We start from the raw sequence: 25,183 nt of genomic DNA on the forward strand, positions 1-25,183 counted from the left end.
GGGTACGGCCCTTCACCTGCTCTGGTGAGCTGTGCCCTTAGGCAGCAACGACCTCGATGCCGAGCTTCGCAGCGACCTCGGGGTGCAGACGCACGGACACCTGGTGTCCGCCGAGCGTCTTGATCGGCGAGCCGAGCTCGACGCGACGCTTGTCGACGTCGGGGCCACCGGCAGCCTTGATCGCCGAGGCGATGTCGGCCGGGGTCACGGAGCCGAAGAGACGGCCGGCGTCGCCGGAGCGAACGGCCAGACGGACCTTCACGGCCTCGAGCTTGGTCTTGATCTCGTTGGCCTGCTCGATCGTGGCGATCTCGTGGATCTTGCGGGCGCGGCGGATCTGCGCCACGTCCTTCTCGCCACCCTTGGTCCAGCGGATGGCAAAGCCACGCGGAACCAGGTAGTTACGGGCGTACCCGTCCTTGACGTCGACGACGTCGCCCGCAGCACCGAGGCCGGAGACCTCGTGGGTGAGGATGATCTTCATGATTCGGTCACCCTTCCCTTATCGCGCGGTGGACGTGTAGGGCAGCAGCGCCATCTCACGGCTGTTCTTGACTGCCGTGGCGACGTCACGCTGGTGCTGCGTGCAGTTGCCGGTCACGCGGCGGGCACGGATCTTGCCGCGGTCGGAAATGAACTTCCGCAGCATGTTCGTGTCCTTGTAGTCCACGTACTGGGTCTTGTCCTTGCAGAACGCGCAGACCTTCTTCTTAGGCTTGCGCACAGGCGGCTTCGCCATGGTGTTTCTCCTGTGTGATCAAGAAGTGGGAGTACGAGCTGCCCTAGAAGGGAGGCTCGTCCGAGTAGCCGCCGCCGGAGCCGCCGGAGCCGCCGGAGCCGCCGGAGCTTCCGCCCCAACCGCCTCCGCCACCCTGCTGACCCCCGCCCTGCTGGCCGCCGGCAGGCGCGCTCGTGGCCCACGGGTCGTCGGCGGGAGCGCCGCCGCCACCCTGCTGGCCACCGCCACCGGGACCGCCGCCCCAGTTGCCGCCGCCCTGCTGGCCGCCGCCATATCCACCCTGGCCGCCCTGACCACCGCGACCGGTGGTCTTGGTGACCTTGGCCGTGGCGTTCTTGAGGCTGGGGCCGACTTCCTCGACGTCCAGCTCGTAGACCGTGCGCTTGACGCCCTCGCGGTCTTCGTACGACCGCTGCTTCAGCCGGCCCTGCACGACTACGCGCATGCCTCGCTGAAGCGACTCGGCGACGTTCTCCGCCGCCTGCCGCCAGACCGAGCAGGTGAGGAACAGGCCTTCGCCGTCCTTCCACTCATTGGTCTGCCGGTCGAAGATGCGGGGAGTGGACGCGACACGGAACTTCGCGACCGCCGCACCGGACGGGGTGAAGCGCAGCTCGGGGTCGTCGACGAGATTGCCGACGACCGTGATGACGGTCTCGCCTGCCATGGGTGAACCTCTCGGCGGGGATTGCTTCTGGCTGCTTGCTGCTACTCGAACCCGATGACCGCTGAGCTAGATGCTCAGTGGATCTCGGGACGGAGGACCTTGGTCCGGAGGACCGACTCGTTCAGGTTCATCTGGCGGTCGAGCTCCTTGACGACCGCAGGCTCGGCCTGCAGGTCGATGACCGAGTAGATGCCCTCGGGCTTCTTCTTGATCTCGTAAGCGAGACGACGACGGCCCCAGGTGTCGACCTTCTCAACCTTTCCGTTGCCCTCACGGACGACGGAGAGGAAGTTCTCGATCAGCGGGGAGACAGCGCGCTCCTCGAGATCGGGGTCGAGGATGACCATCACCTCGTAGTGACGCATGTGGAACCCACCTCCTTTGGACTCAGCGGCCACGGTCGTTCCGTGGCAGGAGGGTCGTGATGCGTAAGCAACAGTGTCTCCGAGTAAAACAGCCGCCACTGACAGCACCCTCTGTCGAGAGGGGCCGACGTGCTGGCCTGGGCAGACACCGGTGCAGACGTTACAGACTACCCGCACACCGGCTTCCGGTTGAAATCCGGTGCTCAGGAGACGCAATCTGTACACATCGGGTGTGAGCGGCGCCACGATGCGCCGCCTTTCGGCCAGGAGGTACTCCATGGCACAGGCAATTCGACCCCGTCCTCCCGTCTCCCTTCTCGCCACGGACGGCAAGACCCATCCACTCCAGGAAGCCCTGGTGGCGGTGACTCTGGTCCTCGGTGCGCTCGCCTTCGTGACGGCGATGTTCCACAGCCTGCATCTGATCAGTTCGTGGGCCGGACTCATCGGGATCCTCACGGCTGCGTACGGGCAGTACGTCTCGGTGACCACGCGCGAGAGGTTCCCGCTGATCATCGGCCTGGGCGCATCCGCCATCGGGTTCTTCCTCGGCATGGCCCACGGCGGCCTCTTCGGCGGCGTGGTGGGCTGATTCGAGACAGACACAACCAGGCACAACCAGACATAGCCGGACGCACGGGCCCGGCGCGAGGAACCCGTTCAGGGACTTGGCGCCGCTCCCCGTACAAGGACGGGGCCATTCGGGTCCCGGCGGGACGGACCGTCAAGGTCCCATAGGGCCAGACGGCGCGCTCCCCGGTCGCAGTAGGCTTCGGCGCGAGAGCCGGAGCCCCTGACCGATGGGGACACACCTGCCGAGGAGCGCCCCGCATGAGCCTGACCCTGAGGACCATCAGCCGAGAGCAGCATCTGGCGTACATCCAGAATCTGCCTGCGGCGAGTCACTGCCAGGTCCCGGCGTGGGCTGATGTGAAGACCGAATGGCGCTCTGAGAATCTGGGATGGTTCGACAAGAGCGGCGAGTTGGTCGGTGCCGGTCTGGTGCTGTACCGCCAGCTGCCCAAGATCAAGCGGTACCTCGCGTACCTTCCCGAGGGCCCGGTCATCAACTGGCACGCCCCAAACCTGGACGACTGGCTGCAGCCGATGCTGGCTCATCTCAAGCAGCAGGGTGCCTTCTCCGTGAAGATGGGCCCGCCGGTCGTCATCCGCCGCTGGGACGCGGCCGCCATCAAGTCCGGTATCCAGGACCCCGATGTGAAGCGCCTGCGCGATGTCGAGGCCACCCACATCGAGCCGCGCGCCTTCGAAGTCTCGGACCGGCTGCGGAAGATGGGCTGGCAGCAGGGCGAGGACGGCGGCGCCGGATTCGGTGACGTACAGCCGCGCTATGTCTTCCAGGTCCCGCTGGCCAACCGGTCGCTCGAAGACGTCCTCAAGGGCTTCAACCAGCTGTGGCGACGCAACATCAAGAAGGCCGAGAAGGCCGGCGTCGAGGTCGTCCAGGGCAGTTACGAGGACCTCGCCGAATGGCAGCGGCTGTACGAGATCACCGCGGTCCGCGACCACTTCCGGCCGCGCCCGCTCTCTTATTTCCAGCGCATGTGGACGGTGCTCAATTCCGAGGACCCCAACCGCATGCGGCTCTATTTCGCACGGCACAACGGCGTGAACCTGTCCGCAGCGACGATGCTCGTCGTCGGTGGCCACGTCTGGTACTCGTACGGCGCGTCCGACAACATCGGGCGCGAGGTCCGGCCCTCGAACGCGATGCAGTGGCGCATGCTGCGCGACTCGTACGCGATGGGCGCGACCGTCTACGACCTGCGCGGTATCAGCGACTCACTCGACGAGACGGACCACCTCTTCGGCCTGATCCAGTTCAAGGTCGGTACCGGCGGCGAAGCCGTCGAGTACATCGGCGAGTGGGACTTCCCGCTCAACAAGCTGCTACACAAGGCGCTCGACATCTACATGTCGCGCCGCTGATACGCGTCGTCCCGCTGACGAAACCGGCTTCATTCGTTTCAATGGGGACTTCGACTCCGCACACCTCCCACACACCGCAGCCACCAGAAGGGTTCCGGACCGGCCATGGCGCTCTCCCTCTACGTCGACACCGCGCGCTGGCGGGCGCACCAAAAATCCGTCCTCGACCAGTTCCCCGGCCTCGTCCCGGTCTGCAAGGGCAACGGATACGGCTTCGGTCACGAGCGGCTCGCCGACGAGGCCATCCGCTTCGGTTCCGACATGCTCGCCGTCGGCACCACCTATGAGGCGGCCCGCATAAAGGACTGGTTCAGCGGCGATCTGCTGGTCCTCACCCCGTTCCGCCGGGGCGAGGAGCCGGTGCCGCTGCCCGACCGTGTCATCCGGTCCGTCTCCTCCGTGGACGGCGTGCACGCCCTGGTGGGCGCACGGGTCGTCATCGAGTGCATGAGCTCGATGAAGCGCCACGGTGTCAAGGAGGAGGAGCTCGGGCAACTGCACGCCGCCATCGAGGACGTACGCCTCGAAGGCTTCGCCCTGCACCTGCCGCTGGACCGCACGGACGGCTCGGACGCGGTCGAGGAAGTCATCGGCTGGATGGACCGGCTGCGCGCGGCCCGGCTGCCGCTGCACACCATGTTCGTCAGCCATCTGCGCGCCGAGGAGCTGGGCCGGCTCCAGCAGCAGTTCCCGCAGACCCGTTTCCGCGCCCGCATCGGCACCCGGCTGTGGCTCGGCGACCATGAGGCGACGGAGTACCGGGGCGCCGTTCTGGACGTCACGCGCGTCGTCAAGGGTGACCGTTTCGGCTACCGCCAGCAGAAGGCCACCTCGGACGGCTGGCTGGTGGTCGTCGCCGGCGGTACGTCGCACGGTGTGGGCCTGGAGGCCCCGAAGGCCCTGCACGGTGTGATGCCGCGTGCCAAGGGTGTCGCCCGCGCGGGCCTGGCCACCGTCAACCGCAACCTGTCGCCGTTCGTCTGGGCCGGCAAGCAGCGCTGGTTCGCCGAACCGCCGCACATGCAGGTGTCGATCCTGTTCGTCCCCTCGGACGCGCAGGAGCCGAAGGTCGGCGACGAGCTGGTGGCCCATCTGCGCCACACGACCACCCAGTTCGACCGCCTCGTCGACCGGTAGGGGCGCCGAGACGCTCTTCAGGGGGGCCTCGGCGCCCCTGAAGAGACTCGTCTCAGTCGGCGGCCGGTCCGTGCGCCGCTCCCCATTCCACCCGCGGCCCTTCGACGGCGGGAACGGCATGCCGCGGCGGATGCGCCGCCCGCCCCAGCACGAATGCGTCCTCGGCCCCGTCGAGCACCCCGCCGGACGGATCGTCCGACCCGTCGCGTCGTACGGCGTCCCGCTCCGGCATGAGAATGTCCCGTACGACAACGGCGCAGAGGTACAACGTGCCCAGCAGATGCAGGGAGATCGCCAGCTGATACCCCTCCGTGGGCAACCCCTGGTGCTTGTCCCCGCTCGTCGTGTACGCGAGGTACATCCAGATGCCCAGGAAGTACATGACCTCGCACGTCTGCCAGATCAGGAAGTCGCGCCAGCGCGGCCTGGCCAGGGCGGCCAGGGGGATCAGCCACAGCACGTACTGCGGCGAATAGACCTTGTTGACGAGGATGAACACTGCGACAACGAGAAAGGCGAGCTGCGCGAAGCGCGGCCTGCGCGGTGCCGTCAGCGTCAGGGCACCGATGGCTGCGCACAGCAGGATCGTCACCAGGGTCGAGACTGTGTTGACGGTCGCGACCTCGAAGGTCTCTCCGGTGCGCTGTGTGATGATCAGCCAGAATGAGCCGAAGTCGATGCCCCGTTCCTCGCTGAATGTGTAGAACTTCTTCCACCCCTCGGGGGCGAAGACCATCACCGGCAGATTCACGACCAGCCAGGAAACCGCCGCCCCGAACATCGCCAGGCCGAACTCCCGCCATTTGCCCGCCCGCCAGCACAGCACGAAGACAGGCCCCAGCAGGAGCACGGGATAGAGCTTGGCGGCCGTGGCAAGCCCGATGAGGACGCCGAACGCCAGCGCCCGCCCCCGGGACCACATGAGCATCGCCGCAGCCGTCAGCGCGACCGCCAGCAGGTCCCAGTTGATCGTCGCGGTGAGCGCGAAGGCGGGCGCGAGAGCGACCAGCAGTCCGTCCCAGGGGCGGCGCCGGTGTGTACGGGCGACGCAGACGGCGATGATCACGGCGCAGATCATCAGCATCCCGGCGTTGACCATCCAGTACATCTGCTCGCGATGCTGAATGGATCCACCCGGTGTCAGCCAGGACGCGATCTGCATGAACACGCCCGTCAGGACGGGGTACTCCAGGTACTGCATGTCGCCGGGCAGCCGGTCGAAGTACGGCACGAGACCGTCGGAGAAGCCACGTCCGACATAGAGATGCGGAATGTCCGAGTAGCAGGCGTGCGTGTACTGCGAACCGGCACCCCTGAACCACGCCCAGTTGTAGCAGGGCAGCTTCTGCACCATGCCCAGCGCGAACACCCCGAGGGCCACCAGCGCGATGACGCCCACGGGCGTGAGTGCCGTGCTGCCGAGCCGTGTCCAGCGCCCCGACCGGCCGCCGATCAGCTCACTGCCTGCCTCGGCGATCTCGTCCTGGTGCGTGGGCCGTACGACGGGCCGTTCCTGGTGCACACTCGTGTCTTCTGCGCTTGGCATGCCGCTCATCCTGCCGTACGGGACTGTGGAAACGACGAGGGCCGCCGCACCCTGTGGTGCGGCGGCCCTCGACCAGGTCCGGTCGGCCGGATCGCCGGTCTACCCGGCCGGAGGGACGTTAACCGGCCGGGCCCCCGAAGATTCCGCCGTTCCCGCCCCCATTGCCGTTGCCATTGCCATTGCCACCGCCCGGTGGCGAGGAGGTCGGCGACGGGCTGGTGCTGGGACCGCCGGCTCCGCCATTCGAAGCGCCGTTGTTGGTCCCGCCGTTGTTGTTCTGGCAGTTCCAGTCCCATGCGCTACAGGTGTCGCTGGGGTCGGGCGCCGGCGGGGACGGGCTCATCGAGGGCGACTCGGGCGCCGACGCGGACGGCGAGGGCGACTCCACCGCTGTGGGCAACGGCTTGGGGCTCTGCGCGCCGCCACCGTAGACCTTCTCACCGATCGGCATCGGCTTCGGGAATGTCTCGACCTTCTGGCCCTGCATCGCCTCCGCCATGTAGTCGTGCCAGATCTGGGCCGGGAACGAGGCACCGTGGATCGTCTCCTCACCACCCGTGCCGTACATCTTCTCGAACTTGCGGTCCGTGTTCTTCTCGTCGTCGTCCAGCCGGTACATGCTGATGGCCGTGGACAGCTGCGGGGTGTAGCCGACGAACCAGGCCGACTTGTTGTCGTCCGTCGTACCCGTCTTGCCCGCCACGTCGCGGCCGGGGAGCTGCGCGGGGGTACCGGTTCCCTTCTCGACGACGTTCTTCAGGACGTCGGTGACGTTGTCGGCGATCTCGGGACGGAAGGCGCGCTCGCGGACATCCTTGTGCCGGTAGATGGTTTCGCCCTCGTGCTTCACCTCGGTGACCGAGTAGGGCTCGCGCTGCTGTCCGCTGGCGGCGAAGGTCGCGTACGCACCGGCCATACGGATCGCACTGGGCGAGGACGTACCGATGGAGAACGACGGCACATGTGAATCCGCCATGCTGTCGTCGTCCTTGAGACCGGCGGCAATGGCGACGTCCTTCACCTTGTCGGTGCCGACGTCCATCCCGAGCTGGACGTACGGGGAGTTGGCGGACCACTGCATCGCCTCACGAAGGGTGATGTTGCCCCTCGACTCATGGCCGTCGTTGGCCTGCAGCCACTCCTTGCCGTTCTCGTCGGTCCAGATCTGGCCGTTGTATTCCTTGATCTTCAGCTTGTCGTCGGCGTTGTAGATGCTCAGCGGCGAGACCTTCTCACGCCGCGACAAGTCCTGGTCCGCGCTGAGCGAGGGGTCGCGTTTGCCGTACTCCATCGCTGCCGCCAGCACGAACGGCTTGAAGGTCGAACCGACCTGCGCACCCGTGGGGTTGGCGTTGTTGGTGTAGTGCTTGGTCGCGTCCTGACCGCCGTAGATCGCCACGATGGCACCGGTCTTGGGATCCACCGACCCGCCGCCGAACTGGACGTGAGTGTCCGTCTCAGGACGCTTCTTCGGCTTGATCTTGTTGTCGTAGACCTTCTGGACCGCGGCTTCGAGCTCCTCGACCTTGTCCTTGTTGAAGGTGGTGTGGATCTCGTAGCCGCCCTGGGCCAGCTTGTTCGCCGTCATACCCTCGACGTTGTTCAGGGCGTACGACTTGGCGAGGTCGACCAGGTAGCCGGTCTGACCGCCCAGCTGGGCGCTCTTCTTCGGCGGCTTGGGCATCGGGAACTCGGTGTACTTGTCGCGCTCCGCCTGCGAGAGACGCTTGTCCTTCACCTCTTCGTTGAGGATCCACTCCCACCGCTCCTTGGCCCGTGCGGTGTTCTTCGCCTCGGTGGCCTCCTTCGCATCCTCCTCGGGGACGCCCGCCGGGTCGAAGTAGGTAGGACCCTTGAGCAGCGTGGCCAGGAACGCACACTCGCTCGCGTTCAGGTCCTCGGCGTCCTTGCCGTAGTACGTACGGGCCGCCGCCTGGATCCCCGAGGCACCTCGCCCGTAGTAGGAGATGTTCAGGTAGTCACGGATGATCTCCTTCTTGTCCTTCTCGTTGGTGACCTTGAGTGTGATGAAGAGTTCCTGGAACTTCCGGCTCAGGGTCTGATCCTGAGAAAGGAACGAGTTCTTCACGTACTGCTGGGTGATCGTCGAGCCACCCTGGGTCTCGCCACCGGTGGCCATGTTGTAGAAGGCACGGGCGATACCCATGGGGTCGATGCCCCTGTCGTGCTCGAAGGACTTGTTCTCGGCCGAGATGACGGCGTTCCGCATGGCGGCGGGGATCTGGTCATAACCGATGATCTGACGGTTGACCTCACCGCCCGTGGCGACCATCTGCGAGCCGTCGTCCCAGAAGTACACGTTGTTCTGCGCTGTCGCGGTGTCCTTCACCTTGGGCGTGGACACCATCGCGTACGCGATGCCGGCAACACCCATGAGCAGTCCGAGGAAGCCGACACAGAGGCTGGAGACCAGCTTCCACGACGGCACCCAGCGCCGCACGCCGTACTTCCCGGCACGCGGGTAGTCGATGAAGCGCTTCTTGGCAGGGCGCTGACCACCGCGGCCACGCCCCCTGCCCGGGCCCTCGTGTCCGCTGTCGCCACCACCACCGCGACGACGCCCACCGCCGCCGCCACGGCTCCCGCCGCCGCGCTGGGCGGCTCGTCTCGCCTCGGCGCGTCCGCCGTACGGGCTGTCCCCGCCATGCGAACCGGAAGGTGACTCGGAAGTTACTCCGCGTGACGGAGCGGCGCGGCGTCCTGAGGACTGCTGGGCGGCTCGTCTGGCCGCTGCACGCCCACCACCTTGCGGTTGTGGCGTTTTGCGACGGTGCTCGCTCATGGAACGACTACTCCTCGGGCAGGCGAGAACGCCTGGAAGCGGCAGTTGAGATCCGGTCCCCCCGAATTACGGACCAGCCCTGCGGCAGGCTCATCCGCAGGGCATCCGACTGGTCCGCGAAGACTGACGCGCACAGGCGTCTCACGGTTCCCGGTGGTCTGCATGCCGCACAGACTACGCACGGTCAAAACCCTCCTAGGGCCGAACTTCACCCCAAACGACGCAAGTCGGTGCCTACGAATTCACGATGTGACGCCGTTCACGATGGCCCCTCTTGTCGCAGCGCGACGACCGATCTATCGTCATGATGTATCGAGTCGATACATCAGCTCGGTACATCAGCTCGGTACATCAGCTCGGCACAGGGCTCCGCAGGAGCACTCGGAGAGGGAGGAGGCGAAATTGAGCAGACGCGCAGGCATCCTCGAATTCGCCGTTCTCGGTCTGCTCCGCGAATCCCCGATGCACGGGTACGAGCTGCGTAAACGTCTCAACACCTCGTTGGGGATCTTCCGCGCCTTCAGCTACGGCACCCTCTACCCCTGCCTCAAGACGCTGGTCGCCAACGGCTGGTTGATCGAGGAGCCGGGAAGCTCCCCGGCCGACCTTCCGCCTGCCACCGGCCGTGCGGTCGCCCCCGCCTCCTCGCTGGCCGGGCGCCGCGCCAAGATCGTCTACCGGCTGACGGCAGAAGGTAAGGAGCACTTCGAGGAGCTGCTCTCCCACACCGGACCCGACTCCTGGGAGGACGAGCACTTCGCAGCCCGTTTCGCCTTCTTCGGGCAGACGGAGCACGAGGTGCGGATGCGGGTCCTGGAAGGCCGGCGCAGCCGGCTGGAGGAGCGCCTGGAGAAGATGCGGGCCTCTCTGGCCCGCACCCGCGAGCGCCTCGACGACTACACACTTGAGCTGCAGCGACACGGCATGGAGTCCGTGGAGCGCGAAGTGCGCTGGCTGAACGAGCTCATCGAGAGCGAGCGGTCGGGACGGGATCAGCGACGGTCCTCGCCCGGGAGCGAAGCTCCGCAGAACACAGCAGGAGAGACGGACGGCCTGCCCCGGCACCGGGGTGACACCCCGCCGGATCCGTCCGACGACACCTCAAAGTGAGGTCCCCGCAGATCCGCGGGGCTTCATCGGGAACATCCATTACACACAGGGAGCAACCGGAATGGGTTCGGTTCGCGTAGCCATCGTCGGCGTGGGCAACTGCGCCGCCTCGCTGGTCCAGGGCGTCGAGTACTACAAGGACGCCGATCCGGCCGGCAAGGTGCCCGGTCTGATGCACGTCCAGTTCGGCGACTACCACGTGCGGGACGTCGAGTTCGTCGCTGCCTTCGACGTCGACGCGAAGAAGGTCGGCCTCGACCTCGCGGACGCCATCGGTGCCAGCGAGAACAACACCATCAAGCTCTGCGACGTGCCGAACGCCGGCGTCACCGTCCAGCGCGGCCACACCCACGACGGCCTGGGCAAGTACTACCGTCAGACCATCGAGGAGTCGACCGAGGCCCCGGTCGACATCGTCCAGGTCCTCAAGGACCGTAAGGTCGACGTCCTCGTCTGCTACCTGCCGGTCGGATCCGAGGTCGCTGCGAAGTTCTACGCGCAGTGCGCCATCGACGCCAAGGTCGCGTTCGTCAACGCTCTCCCGGTCTTCATCGCCGGCACCAAGGAGTGGGCGGACAAGTTCACCGAGGCCGGTGTCCCGATCGTCGGCGACGACATCAAGTCGCAGGTCGGCGCCACCATCACGCACCGCGTGATGGCGAAGCTCTTCGAGGACCGGGGCGTCATCCTGGACCGCACGATGCAGCTGAACGTCGGCGGCAACATGGACTTCAAGAACATGCTCGAGCGTGAGCGCCTGGAGTCCAAGAAGATCTCCAAGACGCAGGCCGTCACCTCCCAGATCCGTGACCGCGAGCTCGGCGCGGACAACGTCCACATCGGTCCGTCGGACTACGTGGCCTGGCTGGACGACCGCAAGTGGGCGTACGTGCGCCTCGAGGGCCGCGCCTTCGGTGACGTTCCGCTGAACCTGGAGTACAAGCTCGAGGTCTGGGACTCCCCGAACTCCGCCGGTGTCATCATCGACGCCGTCCGCGCCGCGAAGATCGCCAAGGACCGCGGCATCGGTGGCCCGATCCTCTCCGCGTCCTCGTACTTCATGAAGTCCCCGCCGGTCCAGTACTTCGACGACGAGGCCCGCGAGAACGTCGAGAAGTTCATCAGGGGCGAGGTCGCCAACTGACGCGACCGGACACGGTGCGTCGGCGCGGCTCGGTGATGAGCGGCAACGCTCCTTCCCTTCCGCACCTTTGAGGGTCCCCGGGTAATCCGCCCGGGGACCCTCAACGTATGTGACCCTTGATCACATGCCTGTCGTAGGTGATCTGCGCGTACTTCTGCGCCTGCGGAACTTCCGTCGTCTGCTCGCCGTACGACTTCTCTCCCAGTCGGCCGACGGCGTCTACCAGGTGGCGCTGGCAGCTCATGTCGTCTTCTCCCCGGAGAAACAGGCGTCGGCGGGGGCCATCGCCTCCGCAATGGCCGTGCTGCTGCTGCCGTACTCACTCATCGGCCCCTTTGCCGGCGTCCTGCTGGACCGCTGGCCGCGCCGTCAGGTCTTTCTGTACGGCAATCTGCTGCGCGCCGCACTCGCCTGCTGCACCGCACTCCTGATCCTCGGCTCCGCACCCGACTGGCTCTTCTACACCTCGGCGCTGTGCGTCACCGCGATCAACCGCTTCGTGCTGGCCGGGCTCTCGGCCGCGCTGCCGCGCGTCGTCGACAGGGAACGACTGGTGGTGGCGAACTCGCTCTCACCGACCGCGGGCACCCTCGCCGCCACGGCCGGCGGTGGCCTCGCCTTCATCGTGCGGCTGCTACTCGCCGACTCCGATGCGGCGGTGGTGCTGCTGGGCGCGGCTCTCTACCTCGCTTCGGCGCTGGCATCCCTGAGCCTTGCCACCGGGCTCCTAGGACCGGATCAGGACGCGGCCCGCATCCGGCTGAGTGAGGCTCTGGTCATCACCGCACGGGGGCTCGCCGACGGACTGCGCCATCTCGCGGGACGGAAGCAAGCGACCCGGGCGCTGGCCACCATGACCGTGATCCGCTTCTGCTACGGGGCACTGACCGTGATGGTGCTGATGTTGTGCCGGTACGCCTGGTCCGACAGCGAATCCGAAGGCCTGGCCCTCCTCGGACTGGCTGTGGCGATCTCTGGTGCGGGGTTCTTCGCGGCAGCCGTGGTGACACCTTGGGCGGTGGGGCGGCTCGGCCGATTCCGCTGGATGGCGGTGTGCGCGGCGGCGGCCGCCGTCCTCGAACCCGCACTGGGGCTGTGGTTCATCCCCGTACCGATACTCGTCGCGGCATTCATCCTCGGACTCGCCACCCAGGGGTCGAAGATCGCGACGGACACGGTGGTGCAGATCTCGGTGGACGATGCCTTCCGCGGCCGGGTCTTCTCCCTCTACGACGTGCTGTTCAACGTGGCATTCGTGGGCGCTGCCGCAGCCTCCGCTCTGATGCTGCCCCCTGACGGCCGGTCCTTCGTGGTGGTGATCGGGGTAGCCGTGCTCTATGCGGCCATCGCCATACTGCTGTTCCGGTGGAGCCGTGCCGACAGGCCGCTCTAGCGTGCGCGATTCGGCGAGGGGCGCTGTTTCACGTGAAACAGCGCCCCTCGCCGTATCGGGTCGTGGTCATGTTTCACGTGAAACATGACCACGACCTGGTCCTCACCCTGCCGGTCGAGCCTCCAGCGATCTCATGCCTGCGCCGCCCACCACTTCTTGAGCTTCTCGACCGCCACGTCATGCTCCATCGGCCCGTGCTCCAGCCGCAGCTCCAACAGAAACGCGTAGGCCTTGCCGATAACCGGCCCAGGACCGACACCCAGGGTCTTCATAATCTCGTTGCCGTCGAGGTCGGGCCTGATGGCATCCAGCTCCTCCTGCTCCTGCAGCTGCCCAATGCGCTCCTCAAGCCCGTCATAGGTCCGCGAGAGGGCAGCAGCCTTGCGCTTGTTCCGCGTGGTGCAGTCCGATCGGGTCAGCTTGTGCAGCCGCTCCAGCAGAGGCCCTGCATCACGCACATACCGGCGCACCGCGGAGTCGGTCCACTCGCCGTCACCGTAGCCATGGAAGCGCAGATGCAGCTCCACAAGCTTCGAGACGTCCTTGACCATCTCGTTGGAGTACTTGAGCGCGGCCATCCGCTTCTTGACCATCTTGGCGCCCACCACCTCGTGGTGATGGAACGAGACGCGCCCATCCTTCTCAAAGCGCCGCGTCCTCGGCTTACCGATGTCATGGAGGAGAGCGGCAAGGCGCAGAACCAGATCAGGGCCGTCCTCCTCCAGGTCGATCGCCTGTTCCAGGACGGTCAGCGAGTGCTCATAGACATCTTTGTGACGGTGATGCTCGTCACTTTCCAGACGCAGAGCGGGGAGCTCCGGCAGCACCTGCTGCGCCAGCCCCGTATCGACGAGCAGCGCCAGACCCTTGCGGGGGTTGGCGGAGAGCAGCAGCTTGTTGAGCTCCTCCCTGACCCGCTCGGCGGAGACGATCTCGATACGCCCGGCCATTTCCGTCATCGCCGTGACCACATCGGGGGCGACATCGAAGTCCAGCTGCGCGGCGAAGCGAGCAGCACGCAGCATGCGCAGCGGATCATCGGAGAACGACTCCTCGGGGGTGCCCGGAGTGCGCAGTACACGCTCGGCCAGGTCCTCAAGACCGCCGTGGGGATCGATGAAGTCCTTCTGCGGAAGCGCTACCGCCATCGCGTTGACCGTGAAGTCACGACGGACGAGGTCTTCCTCGATGGAATCGCCGTAGGACACCTCGGGCTTGCGCGAGGTCCTGTCGTACGCCTCCGACCTGTATGTGGTGACCTCGATCTGGTAGCCGTCCTTCTGGGCACCCACGGTGCCGAAGGCGATCCCGACCTCCCATACCGAATCGGCCCACGGCCGGACGATCTTCAGCACGGCCTCGGGGCGGGCGTCGGTCGTGAAGTCCAGGTCGTTCCCGAGCCTGCCGAGAAGCGCATCCCGGACCGAGCCACCGACCAGGGCGAGGCTGAATCCGGCATCCTGGAAACGGCGACCGAGGTCGTCGGCGACCGGGGACACCCGCAGCAGTTCACTGACTGCGCGGTGCTGCACCTGGGTCAGGGCACGGGAGCTGTCTTCATTGGCGTTCGACACAACAGAAAAGGGTACGTGCCCGGACCGGCCCGGTCGTCCTGGTTTCGTCCCGCCCTGCGAGACTCTTCCGATCATGTAGCGGACTCCCCAGCACTTGGCACCCACGCACATCGTTACCATGCGGGGACGCAGCAACCGACAACCATCGACACCAGCTGACAACGACGAGGGACGGGTAGGCGCGTGGCCGAGGCGGCAGACATTCAGGGGATCGGTCCCTCTCCTGCCCGCCGGTGGCTGCGGCGCACAGCCTCCTTGATCATCGGGGCGCCGCTCGTCGCAGCTCTGCTGGCCGGACCGGCCGCACCCACCGCACAGGCCGGCGGGACCGCCAAGGCGCCGACCCGCTCCGAAACAGTCAGTGTGTCCCTGGACACCCTCGCTCCGAGCGCGCCGGTGAAGGGGGACACCCTGACCGTCTCCGGCACCGTGACCAACAGGGGCAAGGACACGATCACGCAGGCGAAGGTCGACCTGCGAGTCGGCCCGAGGCTCTTCGACAGGACATCGATCGACACCGCTGCCAAGCGCACCGGGTACGTCCCCGGCAGCGACCCGGCCCCACTCGGCGGCAAGTACACGGTGAAGTTCGCGAAGCTCCCTTCCGGAATAAGCCAGGACTTCACACTTTCCGTCCCGGTCGGCAAACTGGGGCTCGGCGACGACGGCGTCTACCAGCTCGGCGTCTCGCTGTCGGGGCAGACCTCCCGAGCCCGGTACGACCAGGTTCTGGGAATCCAGCGCACTTTCCTGCCGTGGCAGGAAGAGGAGCGTGACTCCAAGACGAAGGTCACCTATCTCTGGCCGCTCATCGCATCGCCCCATGTCACTGCCGAGACCGGCTCCGACGATCAGCAGACGCCCGTGTTCGCGGACGACGACCTGGCCGCCGAACTCGCTCCGGGCGGACGCCTCGAACAGTTGGTCTCGCTGGGCAGTCAGCTGCCCGTGACGTGGGTCATCGACCCGGATCTGCTGGCCAGCGTCGATGCGATGACGATGAACTACCGCGTCAAGTCCGGCGACACCACCGTCGCCGGGAAGAACCAGGCCGTCGCCAAGAAGTGGCTCACCTCGCTGGAGGCCGCGGTCTCGGACAGCAAGGTCGTCGCGCTTCCGTTCGCCGACCCCGATCTGGCGTCCATCGCGCACCGCGGCAAAAACGTGTCGGGCACTCTCAGCCACCTGCAGACCGCCACGGAGGTGGCCGGGACAACGGTGCAGACCATCCTTCATGTGAAGCCGTCGACCGACTTCGCCTGGCCCGTCGACGGAGCGATCGACCCATCGATCGTCGACGTCGCGACCTCGGCCGGCGCCCACAACGTGATCGCCCGCAGTGACAGCCTCCAGGAGACCGGCGGCCTGTCGTACACGCCCACCGCGGCCCGGCCGATCGGCGGCGGCACGACCGCGGTGGTCTCCGACGCCCGGCTCTCCACGGCCTTCCAGGGCGACATGTCGAAGGCGGGGAACTCCACCCTCGCCGTGCAGAAATTCCTCGCTCTGACCCTCGCTCTGACCCAGCAGGACACCGACGCGGAACGGAGCATCGTCGTCGCACCGCAGCGGATGCCGACTGTCGCCCAGGCCCAGTCGATGGCCGTCGCGCTGCACGCCCTCGACGACGAACGCTGGACAGAGCCCCTCGGGCTCGTGGACGCGGCCGAGGCGAAGCCCGACACGGACGCGACGACCAGCGTCCCCGGATCGTCCCAGTACCCGAAGAAGCTCCGCAGCCAGGAACTGCCCACCCAGGCGTTCCAGGACATCAAGTCCACCCAGGTGTCGCTCAACAACTTCCAGGTGATCCTCACCCAGCCCGAGCGGGTGGTGACCCCCTTCGGCAATGCGGTCAACCGGTCCATGTCGACGTCATGGCGTGGCAAGCCGCTGGAGGCCCAGCAGTACCGGGACTCGGTACGCACCTATCTGCAGGGCCTCATCAACGAGGTCCAGCTCATCTCGAAGTCGGACGTCACCCTGTCCGGCCGCAGCGCCACGATCCCGGTGACTGTGCAGAACAGACTGTTGCAGGGCGTGGACCATCTGGTCCTCCGGCTCAAGTCGGAGAACGCGACCCGGCTCAAGCTGAACGACGGCGGGGCCGTGGCGGAGCAGCCGATCCGGATCGCCGGCGGCCACAGCCAGTCCGTGAAATTCGACGCCGCGGCCAACGTCAATGGCCAGGTGCAGATGACCGCACAGCTCTACACCGAGGACGGCACACCGTACGGCGGAGAGATGACCTTCACCGTGAAGGTCTCCGAGCTCACCCCGACCGTGCTGCTGGTGATCGCCGGTGGGCTGCTCCTTCTGGTCCTCGCAGGCATCAGGATGTACACCCATCGCAAGCGCGCCAACGCGGGCGGGGACAACGGCGGCGAACCCGAGCAGCCGAGTGACCCGACCCCGGACACCGGTCCGGAAAACGGAGAGCCGTCGGGCTCGGGTGAGAAAGTGGAACGTTGAGCGATGTCTGTCGCGGCCTGTCGGCCGGGGACGATGAGGTGGGGTTTCGATGAACGCGCCGTACGACGGTGACCGCGGTCAGGGTGCGGACGGAGCCGGGTCTTCCGGCGGGCCCCCGATGCCGCCCGGACCGGGCCAGGTTCCGCCGACGCCCGATCCGTACCTGCAGACCGCGTACGACCACGATCCCTACCGGTCCCAGGATCTGTCCGTCCAGGACCCGGTGACCGAGGCGCTGTACGACCGCGCCGCGCACCCGCCGCCACCTCCCGGCACCTACCAGCAGCCCCAGCCGCTCTACCAGCAGCCGCCCGCGGCGCAGTACGCACCTGATCCGCGTATCTGGGCGCAGACCCCGCCGCCCGAGCCCGACGGCCCGTCGCGATACCTGCCGTACGGCGATGACCCGGTGACTACCCAGTACGTCGGGGTGGACGATCTCGTCAGCCAGGCGTCCCAGGACCACGAGCAGCCGGATGCCTTCGCGCACCTGTTCCGGGACCAGGAGGGCCCGGCAGGACCCTCCCCCGTTCCGGCGGAGCCCGAACCGGCCCCGGCGCCCGCACCCCCCAAGTCCGGCGGCCGGGCCTCCGGCCTGCTGAAGTCCAGTGCGGTGATGGCGGCCGGCACGCTCGTGTCCCGGCTCACCGGATTCGTCCGCAGCCTCGTGATCACCGCCGCGCTCGGTGCGGCACTGCTCGGCGACAGCTTCACCATCGCGTACACACTGCCGACGATGATCTATATCCTCACCGTCGGTGGCGGGCTGAACTCGGTCTTCGTTCCCCAGCTCGTGCGATCCATGAAGGACGACGAGGACGGCGGCGAGGCCTACGCCAACCGGCTGCTGACTCTCGTGATGGTCGCGCTCGGTGTCATCGTCGCGATCGCGGTATTCGCCGCTCCATGGCTGATCCACATGATGTCGCCGACGATCGCCGGGGACGCGGCCGCCAACAGCGTCGCCGTGACGTTCGCCCGGTACTGCCTGCCGACCATCTTCTTCATGGGCGTGCATGTCGTGATGGGCCAGATCCTCAACGCCCGCGGCAGGTTCGGCGCGATGATGTGGACCCCGGTCCTCAACAACATCGTCATGATCTTCACGTTCGGCATGTTCATCTGGGTCTACGGCACCTCTGCCGAATCCCAGATGGGGGTCCAGACGATCCCGCCGGAGGGCGTCCGGCTCCTGGGCATCGGCACGCTGCTCGGTCTGGTCGTCCAGGCCCTGGCCATGGTCCCGTATCTGCGTGAGGCCGGCTTCCGTTTCCGCCCGCGCTTCGACTGGAAGGGCCACGGGCTCGGCAAGACGATCAAGCTGGCCAAGTGGACCGTCCTGTTCGTCCTGGCCAACCAGGCGGGCGTGCTCGTCGTCACCCAACTCGCAACCTCGGCGGGCAAACTGTCCGGCAAGGACGGCACCGGCATCCTCGCGTACTCCAACGCCCAGCTCATCTGGGGCATGCCGCAGGCAATCATCACCGTGTCGGTCATGGCGGCCCTACTGCCCCGCATCTCTCGTGCCGCCCACGACGACGACCCGGGCGCCGTACGCGACGACATCTCTCAGGGGCTGCGGAACTCGGCCGTGGCGATCGTGCCGGTGGCCTTCATGTTCCTCGCCCTCGGCCTGCCGATGTGCACCCTGCTGTACGCCTCCGCGGGCACCGAAGCGGCCCGGTCCATGGGCTTCATCCTCATGGCGTTCGGTCTCGGCCTGATCCCGTACTCCGTGCAGTACGTGGTGCTGCGCGGCTTCTACGCCTACGAGGACACCCGGACGCCCTTCTACAACACGGTCATCGTCGCCGCGGTCAACGCGGCCGCCTCGGCCCTCTGCTACGTGGTTCTGCCGGCCCAGTGGGCCGTAGTCGGCATGGCTGCCTCGTACGGACTCGCCTACGCTGTCGGCGTGGGCATCGCCTGGCGACGGCTGCGCAACCGGCTGGGCGGCGATCTGGACGGCGCCCACGTCGTACGCACCTACGCCCGTCTGTGCCTCGCTGCCATCCCGGCAGCGGTGCTCGGCGGCGGCGTCGGCTTCGCTGTTCTCCTGGGCCTCGGCGAAGGCGCCTTCGGGTCGCTCGTCGCGCTGATCTGTGGTGGGGCCGTTCTGCTGGGCGTCTTCTTCATCGCCGCCAAGCGGATGCGGATCGAAGAGATCAACGGCATGGTCGGCATGGTCCGCGGGCGGCTCGGACGCTGAGGATCACCGGCCGCACAACCATCACCGCCCCTTGCGTGTCGTGCATAGCGCCGGAGTGTGGGCACAATTGGCGTGACTGTGCAGAGCTGGCTGGCATCGCGCAACGGATGGGGAGGCAGGAACGACGGTGGCGGAACGTAGCACGGCTGCCGTCGACGTGGCCGACAACAGCGGTGATGAACCGCTGGCCGCCAAGGCGGACGAGGCCACGACCGACGGGACGGCAGAAGCTCAGGACACAACGGGCACAAAGCCGCAGAACACGGACGGTGAGCGCATCAGCACCGAGGCCACCCTGCCGACCCCAGATCTGCACAGCGGGCACAAACTCGCCAGACGCTACCGGCTCGAAGAGTGCGTCACCCGTCTGGACGGATTCAGCAGCTGGCGCGCTGTCGACGAGAAACTGCGCCGCGCGGTGGGCGTGCATCTGCTCCCCGCCGACCACCCCCGAGCCCGCTCCGTGCTGGCCGCAGCCCGCTCCTCCGCTCTGCTCGGCGACCCGCGCTTTGTGCAGGTACTCGACGCGGTGGAGGAGGACGACCTCGTCTACGTCGTCCATGAATGGCTCCCCGACGCCACCGAGCTCACTTCTCTGCTGGCCGCGGGGCCGATGGACGCGCACGACGCGTACCAGCTCGTCAGCCAGGTCTCCCAGGCCATGGCAGCCGCACATCGAGAAGGTCTCGCACATCTGAGGCTGACCCCGGGTGCCGTGCTGCGGAGCTCGACCGGGCAGTACCGGATCCGCGGCCTCGCGGTGAATGCTGCCCTGCGGGGCATCACCAGCGACGGCCCGCAACGCGCGGACACCGAGGCTATCGGCGCCCTCCTCTACGCCGCTCTGACCCAGCGCTGGCCGTACGAGACCGATGCCTACGGCCTGTCCGGGCTCCCCAAGGGAGTGGGGCTGATCGCCCCCGATCAGGTGCGGGCCGGTGTTCACCGCGGTCTTTCCGAGCTCGCCATGCGCGCACTCGCCAATGACGGCGCCACCGCCTCCCGGCAGGAGCAGCCGTGCACCACCCCGGACGAGCTGGCCAAGGCCGTTGCCGCGATGCCCCGCATCCGCCCTCCGGAGCCCACATTCACGGCGCCCCCGGATTACCAGCGCACGACCTACCAGCAAGGCACCTACGGACGCCCGCCCGCAGGCCCCGGCGTCGCTACGCAGCCCGTGATCGCCGTGCCTCCGGCCCCGCTCCAGAGCCGCACCGGCAAGGTCCTCAAGTGGGCGGTGTCCGCACTGCTCATTGCCGCCCTGGGCCTCGGCAGCTGGCAGCTCGCGGAGACACTCCTCGACCGCAGAAAAGACTCCGGGACTGAGGACACCACACAGACCACCCCGGAGAACGGCGACAACAAACCGCGCCCCGCGGCCAAACCGCTGCGGATCGCCGAGGCGACAGAGTTCATGCCCAGCGGCACCGGAATAAGCGAGAAGGACGTACCCAAAGCGATCGACGGAAGCCCCGACTCAGCCTGGGTCACCAAGCGGTACCTGGGCTACGCCAACTTCGGCAACATCCCGAACCGCAGGGACGGCAGCGGCATAGTCGTCGACCTGGGCAGCGTTCAGAGCGTCACCGGCATCAAGATCGCGATGTACCGCAGCGGGCAGAAGGCCGAGGTGCTCGCAGCTGATGAGAACGCCTCCGCACTGTCCTCGCTCTCAGACTTCCCCAAGCGGCTCACGAAGCTCGCTACGGCAGGAAGCAACCTGAACGAGGAGTTCACCGAGCCCGTACGAACTCGCTACATCCTGGTCCATGTCACCGAACTACCGTCGGACGGAACGGCTGACGGCTACCGGGGCGGGATCTCGGAGATCTCTGTACTTGGCTGACAGGTCAGGCCGGTGGGAGCCACCCTCCCGCCGGCCTGACCGGACCGAGACACCCGCATCACTGTGCATCGTCTGCCCTCTGCCCCTGCTCACTCGAATCGTGATAGACAGACGCACCTTGACGCAGAGAAAGGGAGGGAGGGGGAGGTGGCCGCCGAGCCGTCAGAACCACTCAGCGACTCAGACCTCCTCGCTCGCCATGTGGCCGGTGAACCCGACGCCTTCGGCGAGCTCGTACGGCGCCACCGCGACCGGCTGTGGGCTGTGGCACTCCGGACCCTGGGCGACCGCGAGGAAGCTGCCGACGCCGTCCAGGACGCCCTGGTATCCGCTTTCCGGGCCGCCCATACCTTCCGGGGCCAGTCCGCCGTCACCACCTGGCTGCACCGCATCACCGTCAATGCCTGCCTCGACCGGGTCCGCAAGGCGGCCACCCGCAAGACCTCACCGGTCGATGACACCGAACGGTTCGAGCAGCTCCTCGAGCCGCACGAGTCGGCAGAGGCACCGACAGAGCGCCAGGATCTGCACCGCGAGCTCTTGGCCGCACTCGCCACTCTCCCCGCCGAGCAGCGTGCCGCACTTGTCCTCGTGGATATGCAGGGCTACCCCGTGGCCGAAGCGGCTCGCATCCTCGACGTACCGACAGGCACCGTGAAGAGTCGCTGCGCGCGGGGCAGAGCCCGGCTGGCCCCTCTGCTCACTCACCTCCGCAGTGAGGGCACAGGAGCCGAGGAACCCGACGCAGGAAGGAACCGGACGCCTCGCGCATCCGTCCCACCCGCATCGGGGCCGAGGGACGCCGGTACAAGCGATCCTGCTGCAGTGAAGGGCGGAGGTGGGCGCGCATGACATCAACGACCGACACGACCCGGCACCCGGACGTCTCGGAGATCTCCGATCTCACGGAGGGGCTGCTCCCGCCGTCACGTGCGGCAGAGGTATGCAGTCATGTGGACGGCTGTGAGCTCTGCGGCGATGTCCATTCCTCACTCATGGAGATCCGCGAGCTGCTCGGCACCGTGCCCACGCCACAGCACATGCCCGACGATGTCGCAGACCGCATCGACGCCGCGCTCGCCGCCGAAGCTCTCAGCACCATGGCACCCGATGGAGCGGCGCATGTTTCACGTGAAACAAAGCTCTCCGTGGCACAGAAGCCGGACGCAGAACCCGGTCTCCCAGACCGCCCCGCAGGGCACCCCAGGGCAACCACGGGCCCGGGCCGTCGACCGGTCCGGCGCCGACGCCGCACAGCTGTACTGGGCGCCGCTCTCGGCGCAGCCGTGGTCGGTGTGAGCGTCTTCATCATGCAGAACGTTCAGCCGTCCCAGGAGGACTCCACCCTCAAGGCGGCGGACCACGGCTCCAGGTCAGCGGCAAGCGGCGCAGCAGCCTTCTCGGAGTCCACACTCGAAGGCCAGGTACAAACGCTCCTTCTGAGTGCCGGTACGAAACCATCGAGTTCAGACGGTGTCGACGCCGAGAAGCAGGCGCCATCCGTCAAGGAACAATCGACGCCCAAGAGCGAATCTCCCGCGTCCGAGTCATCTCGAGCACCCTTGCGCGCGCCCGTCGTGTCAGTCCCGAGTTGCGTGGAGCAGGGCATCGGGCGGAAGACTCCGGCCCTCGCCGTGGAGGAAGGCACCTACGAAGGCTCGGCTGCCTTCCTCGTCATCCTGCCCCACCCCTCCGACGCGACCCGCGTCCAGGCGTATGTCGTCGACGCGGCCTGCGTCCGGGAAAAGTCCGCTGCCCAGGGGAAGCTACTGCTGACTCACGCCTACGCGCGCCCCTGAGAATCGCACCCGCCGCCGCCCCGGCACGTCGGGAATGCATCCCCCGTAGGATCCGTTGGGTGGGGTGAGAGTCGTTGAACCGACCCCAGTAGGCGTGGACAGTAGGCAGTCTGCAGAGACGAGGAAGAAACCCGTGAGCGACGTCCGTAATGTGATCATCATCGGCTCCGGCCCTGCGGGCTACACGGCCGCCCTTTACACCGCACGCGCCTCACTGAAGCCGCTGGTGTTCGAAGGCGCCGTCACCGCGGGCGGCGCGCTGATGAACACCACCGACGTGGAGAACTTCCCGGGCTTCCAGGACGGGATCATGGGCCCCGAGCTCATGGACAACATGCGCGCCCAGGCCGAACGCTTCGGCGCCGAGCTCGTCCCCGACGATGTCATCTCCGTTGACCTCACCGGAGACATCAAGACGGTCACCGACACGGCCGGCACAGTGCACCGTGCCAAGGCCGTCATCGTGACGACCGGCTCCCAGCACCGCAAGCTCGGCCTGCCCAACGAGGACGCCCTCTCCGGGCGTGGCGTCTCCTGGTGTGCCACCTGTGACGGCTTCTTCTTCAAGGACCAGGACATCGCCGTGATCGGCGGCGGCGACACCGCGATGGAGGAGGCGACCTTCCTCTCCCGCTTCGCGAAGTCGGTCACCATCGTCCACCGCCGCGACTCGCTGCGTGCCTCCAAGGCCATGCAGGACCGCGCCTTCGCCGACCCGAAGATCAAGTTCGCCTGGGACAGCGAGGTTGCCGGAGTGCACGGGGAGCAGAAGCTGTCCGGCCTGACCCTTCGGAACACCAAGACCGGCGAGACGTCCGAGCTCGCCGTTACCGGCCTGTTCATCGCGGTGGGCCACGACCCGCGCACAGAGCTCTTCAAGGGCCAGCTCGACCTCGACGAGGAGGGCTACCTCAAGGTCGAAGCTCCCTCGACGCGTACCAACCTCACCGGTGTCTTCGGCGCCGGTGACGTCGTCGACCACACCTACCGGCAGGCCATCACCGCTGCCGGCACGGGTTGCTCGGCCGCTCTCGACGCAGAGCGCTTCCTCGCTGCGCTCGCCGACGACGAGAAGGCCGCTGCGGCCACTGTCTGATCCACGCCTCACCCCACACCCCAAGTAGTTAAGGAGGTCGCCGTGGCCGGCGCCCTGAAGAACGTGACCGACGACTCCTTCGACGAGGTCGTCCTGAAGAGCGACAAGCCTGTGCTGGTGGACTTCTGGGCCGCGTGGTGCGGTCCTTGCCGCCAGATCGCGCCGTCTTTGGAGGCCATCGCTGCGGAGCACGGCGACCAGATCGAGATCGTCAAGCTCAATATCGACGAGAACCCGGACACGGCCGCCAAGTACGGCGTCATGTCGATCCCGACCCTGAACGTCTACCAGGGCGGCGAGGTCGCCAAGACCATCGTCGGCGCCAAGCCGAAGGCCGCGATCCTCCGCGACCTCGAAGGCTTCATCGGCGAGTAGGACCGTGGTCCGCTGTTTCACGTGAAACGGGTCCATCCCCTCGGGGGGGATGGACCCGTTTCACGTTGTCATGGACTCTCGGATCAAAGAGGCCGCAGCGCCGGCTCCTTCTGGACGGCACCCAGCAACCGGTCCAGCGCCAGCTCGACGTCCTCCTTCCAGGAGAGCGTCGTACGCAGTTCCAGTCTCAGCCGCGGATGAACGGGATGCGGCCGTACAGTCTTGAAGCCGACCGCGAGGAGGTGATCTGCGGGAATCATGCAGGCAGGCTCCTTCCATCGGGCGTCGCCGAAAGCCTCGATCGCCCTGAATCCCCGACGCAGCAAGTCCTTGGCGACGGTCTGCACCATGACTCGGCCCAGCCCCTGTCCCTGGTATCCCGGCACGATCCAGCCAGTCATCAACTGCACTGCATCGGGGGAGACGGGGCTCGTCGGAAAAGCCGTCGAGCGCGGCACGTAGGCAGGCGGTGCATAGAGAACGAAGCCCGCCGGCGCATCGTCGACATAGACAACGCGGCCGCACGATCCCCACTCCAGCAGAACGGCCGAGATCCATGCCTCTTTCTCCAGCTCGGGCGTTCCCGCCTTTACTGCAGCTTCCCCACTGACCGGATCAAGCTCCCAGAAGACACACGAGCGGCAACGCCTGGGGAGATCGGAAAGGTTGTCCAGTGTGAGCGGTACGAGCCGACGCCCCATGAAGGCTGATCCTCGCTTCCTTCGCTCGCCGCATCGCGTGCGGCAGTCAGTGCACTCCGTTCAAGGAGCAGGCTGCCGACGAACCCTCCGACAGCCCCCAGGCCCAGCCCCACTGTCACCAGTCGGCTGCGGCTCACTGATCGCATGGCCCTCCCTCCGCCGAGGTGACTCAAGCCGGATGTGCCATACCAGAACGCATCGTATCCACCCAGAGATGAAGCCGACACCGAGAGAAAGCAAAGGGCGGGCTGTATTCC

21 protein-coding genes are annotated in these 25,183 nt (G+C 66.9%); 13 read left to right on the forward strand and 8 right to left on the reverse strand.

Annotated elements, in window-relative coordinates:
- Nucleotides 1-37: 37 nt before the first annotated feature.
- From rplI to rpsF, 4 genes are all read right to left on the reverse strand, one after another.
- A complete protein-coding gene (rplI, locus tag NRF20_RS22950) occupies nt 38-484 on the reverse strand; it encodes a 50S ribosomal protein L9 (protein WP_093895069.1) in 447 nt (148 codons plus the stop codon).
- An 18-nt stretch (nt 485-502) separates the two neighbouring features.
- On the reverse strand, nt 503-739 hold the full coding sequence (gene rpsR / locus NRF20_RS22955) for a 30S ribosomal protein S18 (protein WP_003967857.1): 237 nt from the start codon (nt 737-739) through the stop codon (nt 503-505).
- A gap of 43 nt (nt 740-782) precedes the next feature.
- Entirely contained in the window at nt 783-1,406 is a 624-nt protein-coding gene (locus NRF20_RS22960; protein ID WP_266359792.1) for a single-stranded DNA-binding protein, read from the reverse strand.
- A 74-nt stretch (nt 1,407-1,480) separates the two neighbouring features.
- A complete protein-coding gene (gene rpsF, locus NRF20_RS22965; protein WP_015609864.1) occupies nt 1,481-1,771 on the reverse strand; it encodes a 30S ribosomal protein S6 in 291 nt (96 codons plus the stop codon).
- 277 nt (nt 1,772-2,048) lie between these two features.
- Here rpsF and NRF20_RS22970 point away from each other — a divergent pair, with 277 nt between their 5' ends.
- From NRF20_RS22970 to NRF20_RS22980, 3 genes are all read left to right on the forward strand, one after another.
- Entirely contained in the window at nt 2,049-2,363 is a 315-nt protein-coding gene (locus NRF20_RS22970) for a hypothetical protein (protein ID WP_266359794.1), read from the forward strand.
- Nucleotides 2,364-2,602: 239 nt separating this feature from the next.
- Nucleotides 2,603-3,721 carry a lipid II:glycine glycyltransferase FemX gene (locus tag NRF20_RS22975; RefSeq protein ID WP_114245533.1) on the forward strand — a complete coding sequence of 373 codons (1,119 nt, stop codon included), beginning with the start codon at nt 2,603-2,605 and terminating at the stop codon, nt 3,719-3,721.
- A gap of 105 nt (nt 3,722-3,826) precedes the next feature.
- The gene (locus tag NRF20_RS22980; RefSeq protein WP_398628402.1) at nt 3,827-4,858 is read left to right on the forward strand and encodes an alanine racemase; all 1,032 of its coding nucleotides are present in this window, start codon (nt 3,827-3,829) and stop codon (nt 4,856-4,858) included.
- Nucleotides 4,859-4,910: 52 nt separating this feature from the next.
- Here the strand turns inward: NRF20_RS22980 and NRF20_RS22985 are convergent, their stop codons facing one another.
- Together NRF20_RS22985 and NRF20_RS22990 are read right to left on the reverse strand one after the other, a co-directional pair.
- Nucleotides 4,911-6,404: a glycosyltransferase family 87 protein gene (locus NRF20_RS22985; RefSeq protein ID WP_413753202.1), complete on the reverse strand. Its 1,494-nt coding sequence runs from the start codon at nt 6,402-6,404 to the stop codon at nt 4,911-4,913.
- A gap of 118 nt (nt 6,405-6,522) precedes the next feature.
- Complete coding sequence (locus NRF20_RS22990; protein ID WP_398628400.1) at nt 6,523-9,207, reverse strand: transglycosylase domain-containing protein; 2,685 nt, start codon at nt 9,205-9,207, stop codon at nt 6,523-6,525.
- A gap of 402 nt (nt 9,208-9,609) precedes the next feature.
- Between NRF20_RS22990 and NRF20_RS22995 the strand changes: the two genes are divergently transcribed.
- From NRF20_RS22995 to NRF20_RS23005, 3 genes are all read left to right on the forward strand, one after another.
- Complete coding sequence (locus NRF20_RS22995) at nt 9,610-10,317, forward strand: PadR family transcriptional regulator (protein WP_266359801.1); 708 nt, start codon at nt 9,610-9,612, stop codon at nt 10,315-10,317.
- A 61-nt stretch (nt 10,318-10,378) separates the two neighbouring features.
- On the forward strand, nt 10,379-11,461 hold the full coding sequence (locus NRF20_RS23000) for an inositol-3-phosphate synthase (RefSeq protein WP_093895062.1): 1,083 nt from the start codon (nt 10,379-10,381) through the stop codon (nt 11,459-11,461).
- 124 nt (nt 11,462-11,585) lie between these two features.
- Nucleotides 11,586-12,854, forward strand: coding sequence for an MFS transporter (locus NRF20_RS23005; protein WP_413753203.1), 1,269 nt, complete (start codon nt 11,586-11,588; stop codon nt 12,852-12,854).
- Between the two features lie 131 nt (nt 12,855-12,985).
- On the opposite strand, the gene NRF20_RS23010 is transcribed toward NRF20_RS23005, so the two are convergent.
- Nucleotides 12,986-14,428 carry a CCA tRNA nucleotidyltransferase gene (locus tag NRF20_RS23010; protein WP_398628397.1) on the reverse strand — a complete coding sequence of 481 codons (1,443 nt, stop codon included), beginning with the start codon at nt 14,426-14,428 and terminating at the stop codon, nt 12,986-12,988.
- A 183-nt stretch (nt 14,429-14,611) separates the two neighbouring features.
- Between NRF20_RS23010 and NRF20_RS23015 the strand changes: the two genes are divergently transcribed.
- From NRF20_RS23015 to trxA, 7 genes are all read left to right on the forward strand, one after another.
- Nucleotides 14,612-16,900, forward strand: coding sequence for a DUF6049 family protein (locus NRF20_RS23015; RefSeq protein WP_398628396.1), 2,289 nt, complete (start codon nt 14,612-14,614; stop codon nt 16,898-16,900).
- Nucleotides 16,901-16,949: 49 nt separating this feature from the next.
- The gene (murJ, locus tag NRF20_RS23020; RefSeq protein ID WP_398628395.1) at nt 16,950-19,109 is read left to right on the forward strand and encodes a murein biosynthesis integral membrane protein MurJ; all 2,160 of its coding nucleotides are present in this window, start codon (nt 16,950-16,952) and stop codon (nt 19,107-19,109) included.
- Nucleotides 19,110-19,236: 127 nt separating this feature from the next.
- Entirely contained in the window at nt 19,237-20,955 is a 1,719-nt protein-coding gene (locus NRF20_RS23025) for a serine/threonine protein kinase (RefSeq protein WP_398628394.1), read from the forward strand.
- A gap of 147 nt (nt 20,956-21,102) precedes the next feature.
- Nucleotides 21,103-21,807: an RNA polymerase sigma factor SigM gene (sigM, locus tag NRF20_RS23030; RefSeq protein ID WP_398628393.1), complete on the forward strand. Its 705-nt coding sequence runs from the start codon at nt 21,103-21,105 to the stop codon at nt 21,805-21,807.
- On the forward strand, nt 21,804-22,754 hold the full coding sequence (locus tag NRF20_RS23035; protein WP_398628392.1) for an anti-sigma factor family protein: 951 nt from the start codon (nt 21,804-21,806) through the stop codon (nt 22,752-22,754). Before sigM ends, NRF20_RS23035 begins: the two co-directional genes overlap by 4 nt.
- Before the next feature lie 133 nt (nt 22,755-22,887).
- Nucleotides 22,888-23,850: a thioredoxin-disulfide reductase gene (gene trxB / locus NRF20_RS23040; protein ID WP_398628391.1), complete on the forward strand. Its 963-nt coding sequence runs from the start codon at nt 22,888-22,890 to the stop codon at nt 23,848-23,850.
- Between the two features lie 42 nt (nt 23,851-23,892).
- Complete coding sequence (trxA, locus tag NRF20_RS23045; protein WP_093895053.1) at nt 23,893-24,225, forward strand: thioredoxin; 333 nt, start codon at nt 23,893-23,895, stop codon at nt 24,223-24,225.
- An 83-nt stretch (nt 24,226-24,308) separates the two neighbouring features.
- Here trxA and NRF20_RS23050 read toward each other — a convergent pair whose 3' ends face one another.
- Nucleotides 24,309-24,926, reverse strand: coding sequence for a GNAT family N-acetyltransferase (locus NRF20_RS23050; protein ID WP_398628390.1), 618 nt, complete (start codon nt 24,924-24,926; stop codon nt 24,309-24,311).
- Nucleotides 24,927-25,183 lie beyond the last annotated feature (257 nt).

Source organism: Streptomyces sp. R-74717 (genome assembly GCF_047305335.1).
GTDB lineage: Bacteria > Actinomycetota > Actinomycetes > Streptomycetales > Streptomycetaceae > Streptomyces > Streptomyces atratus.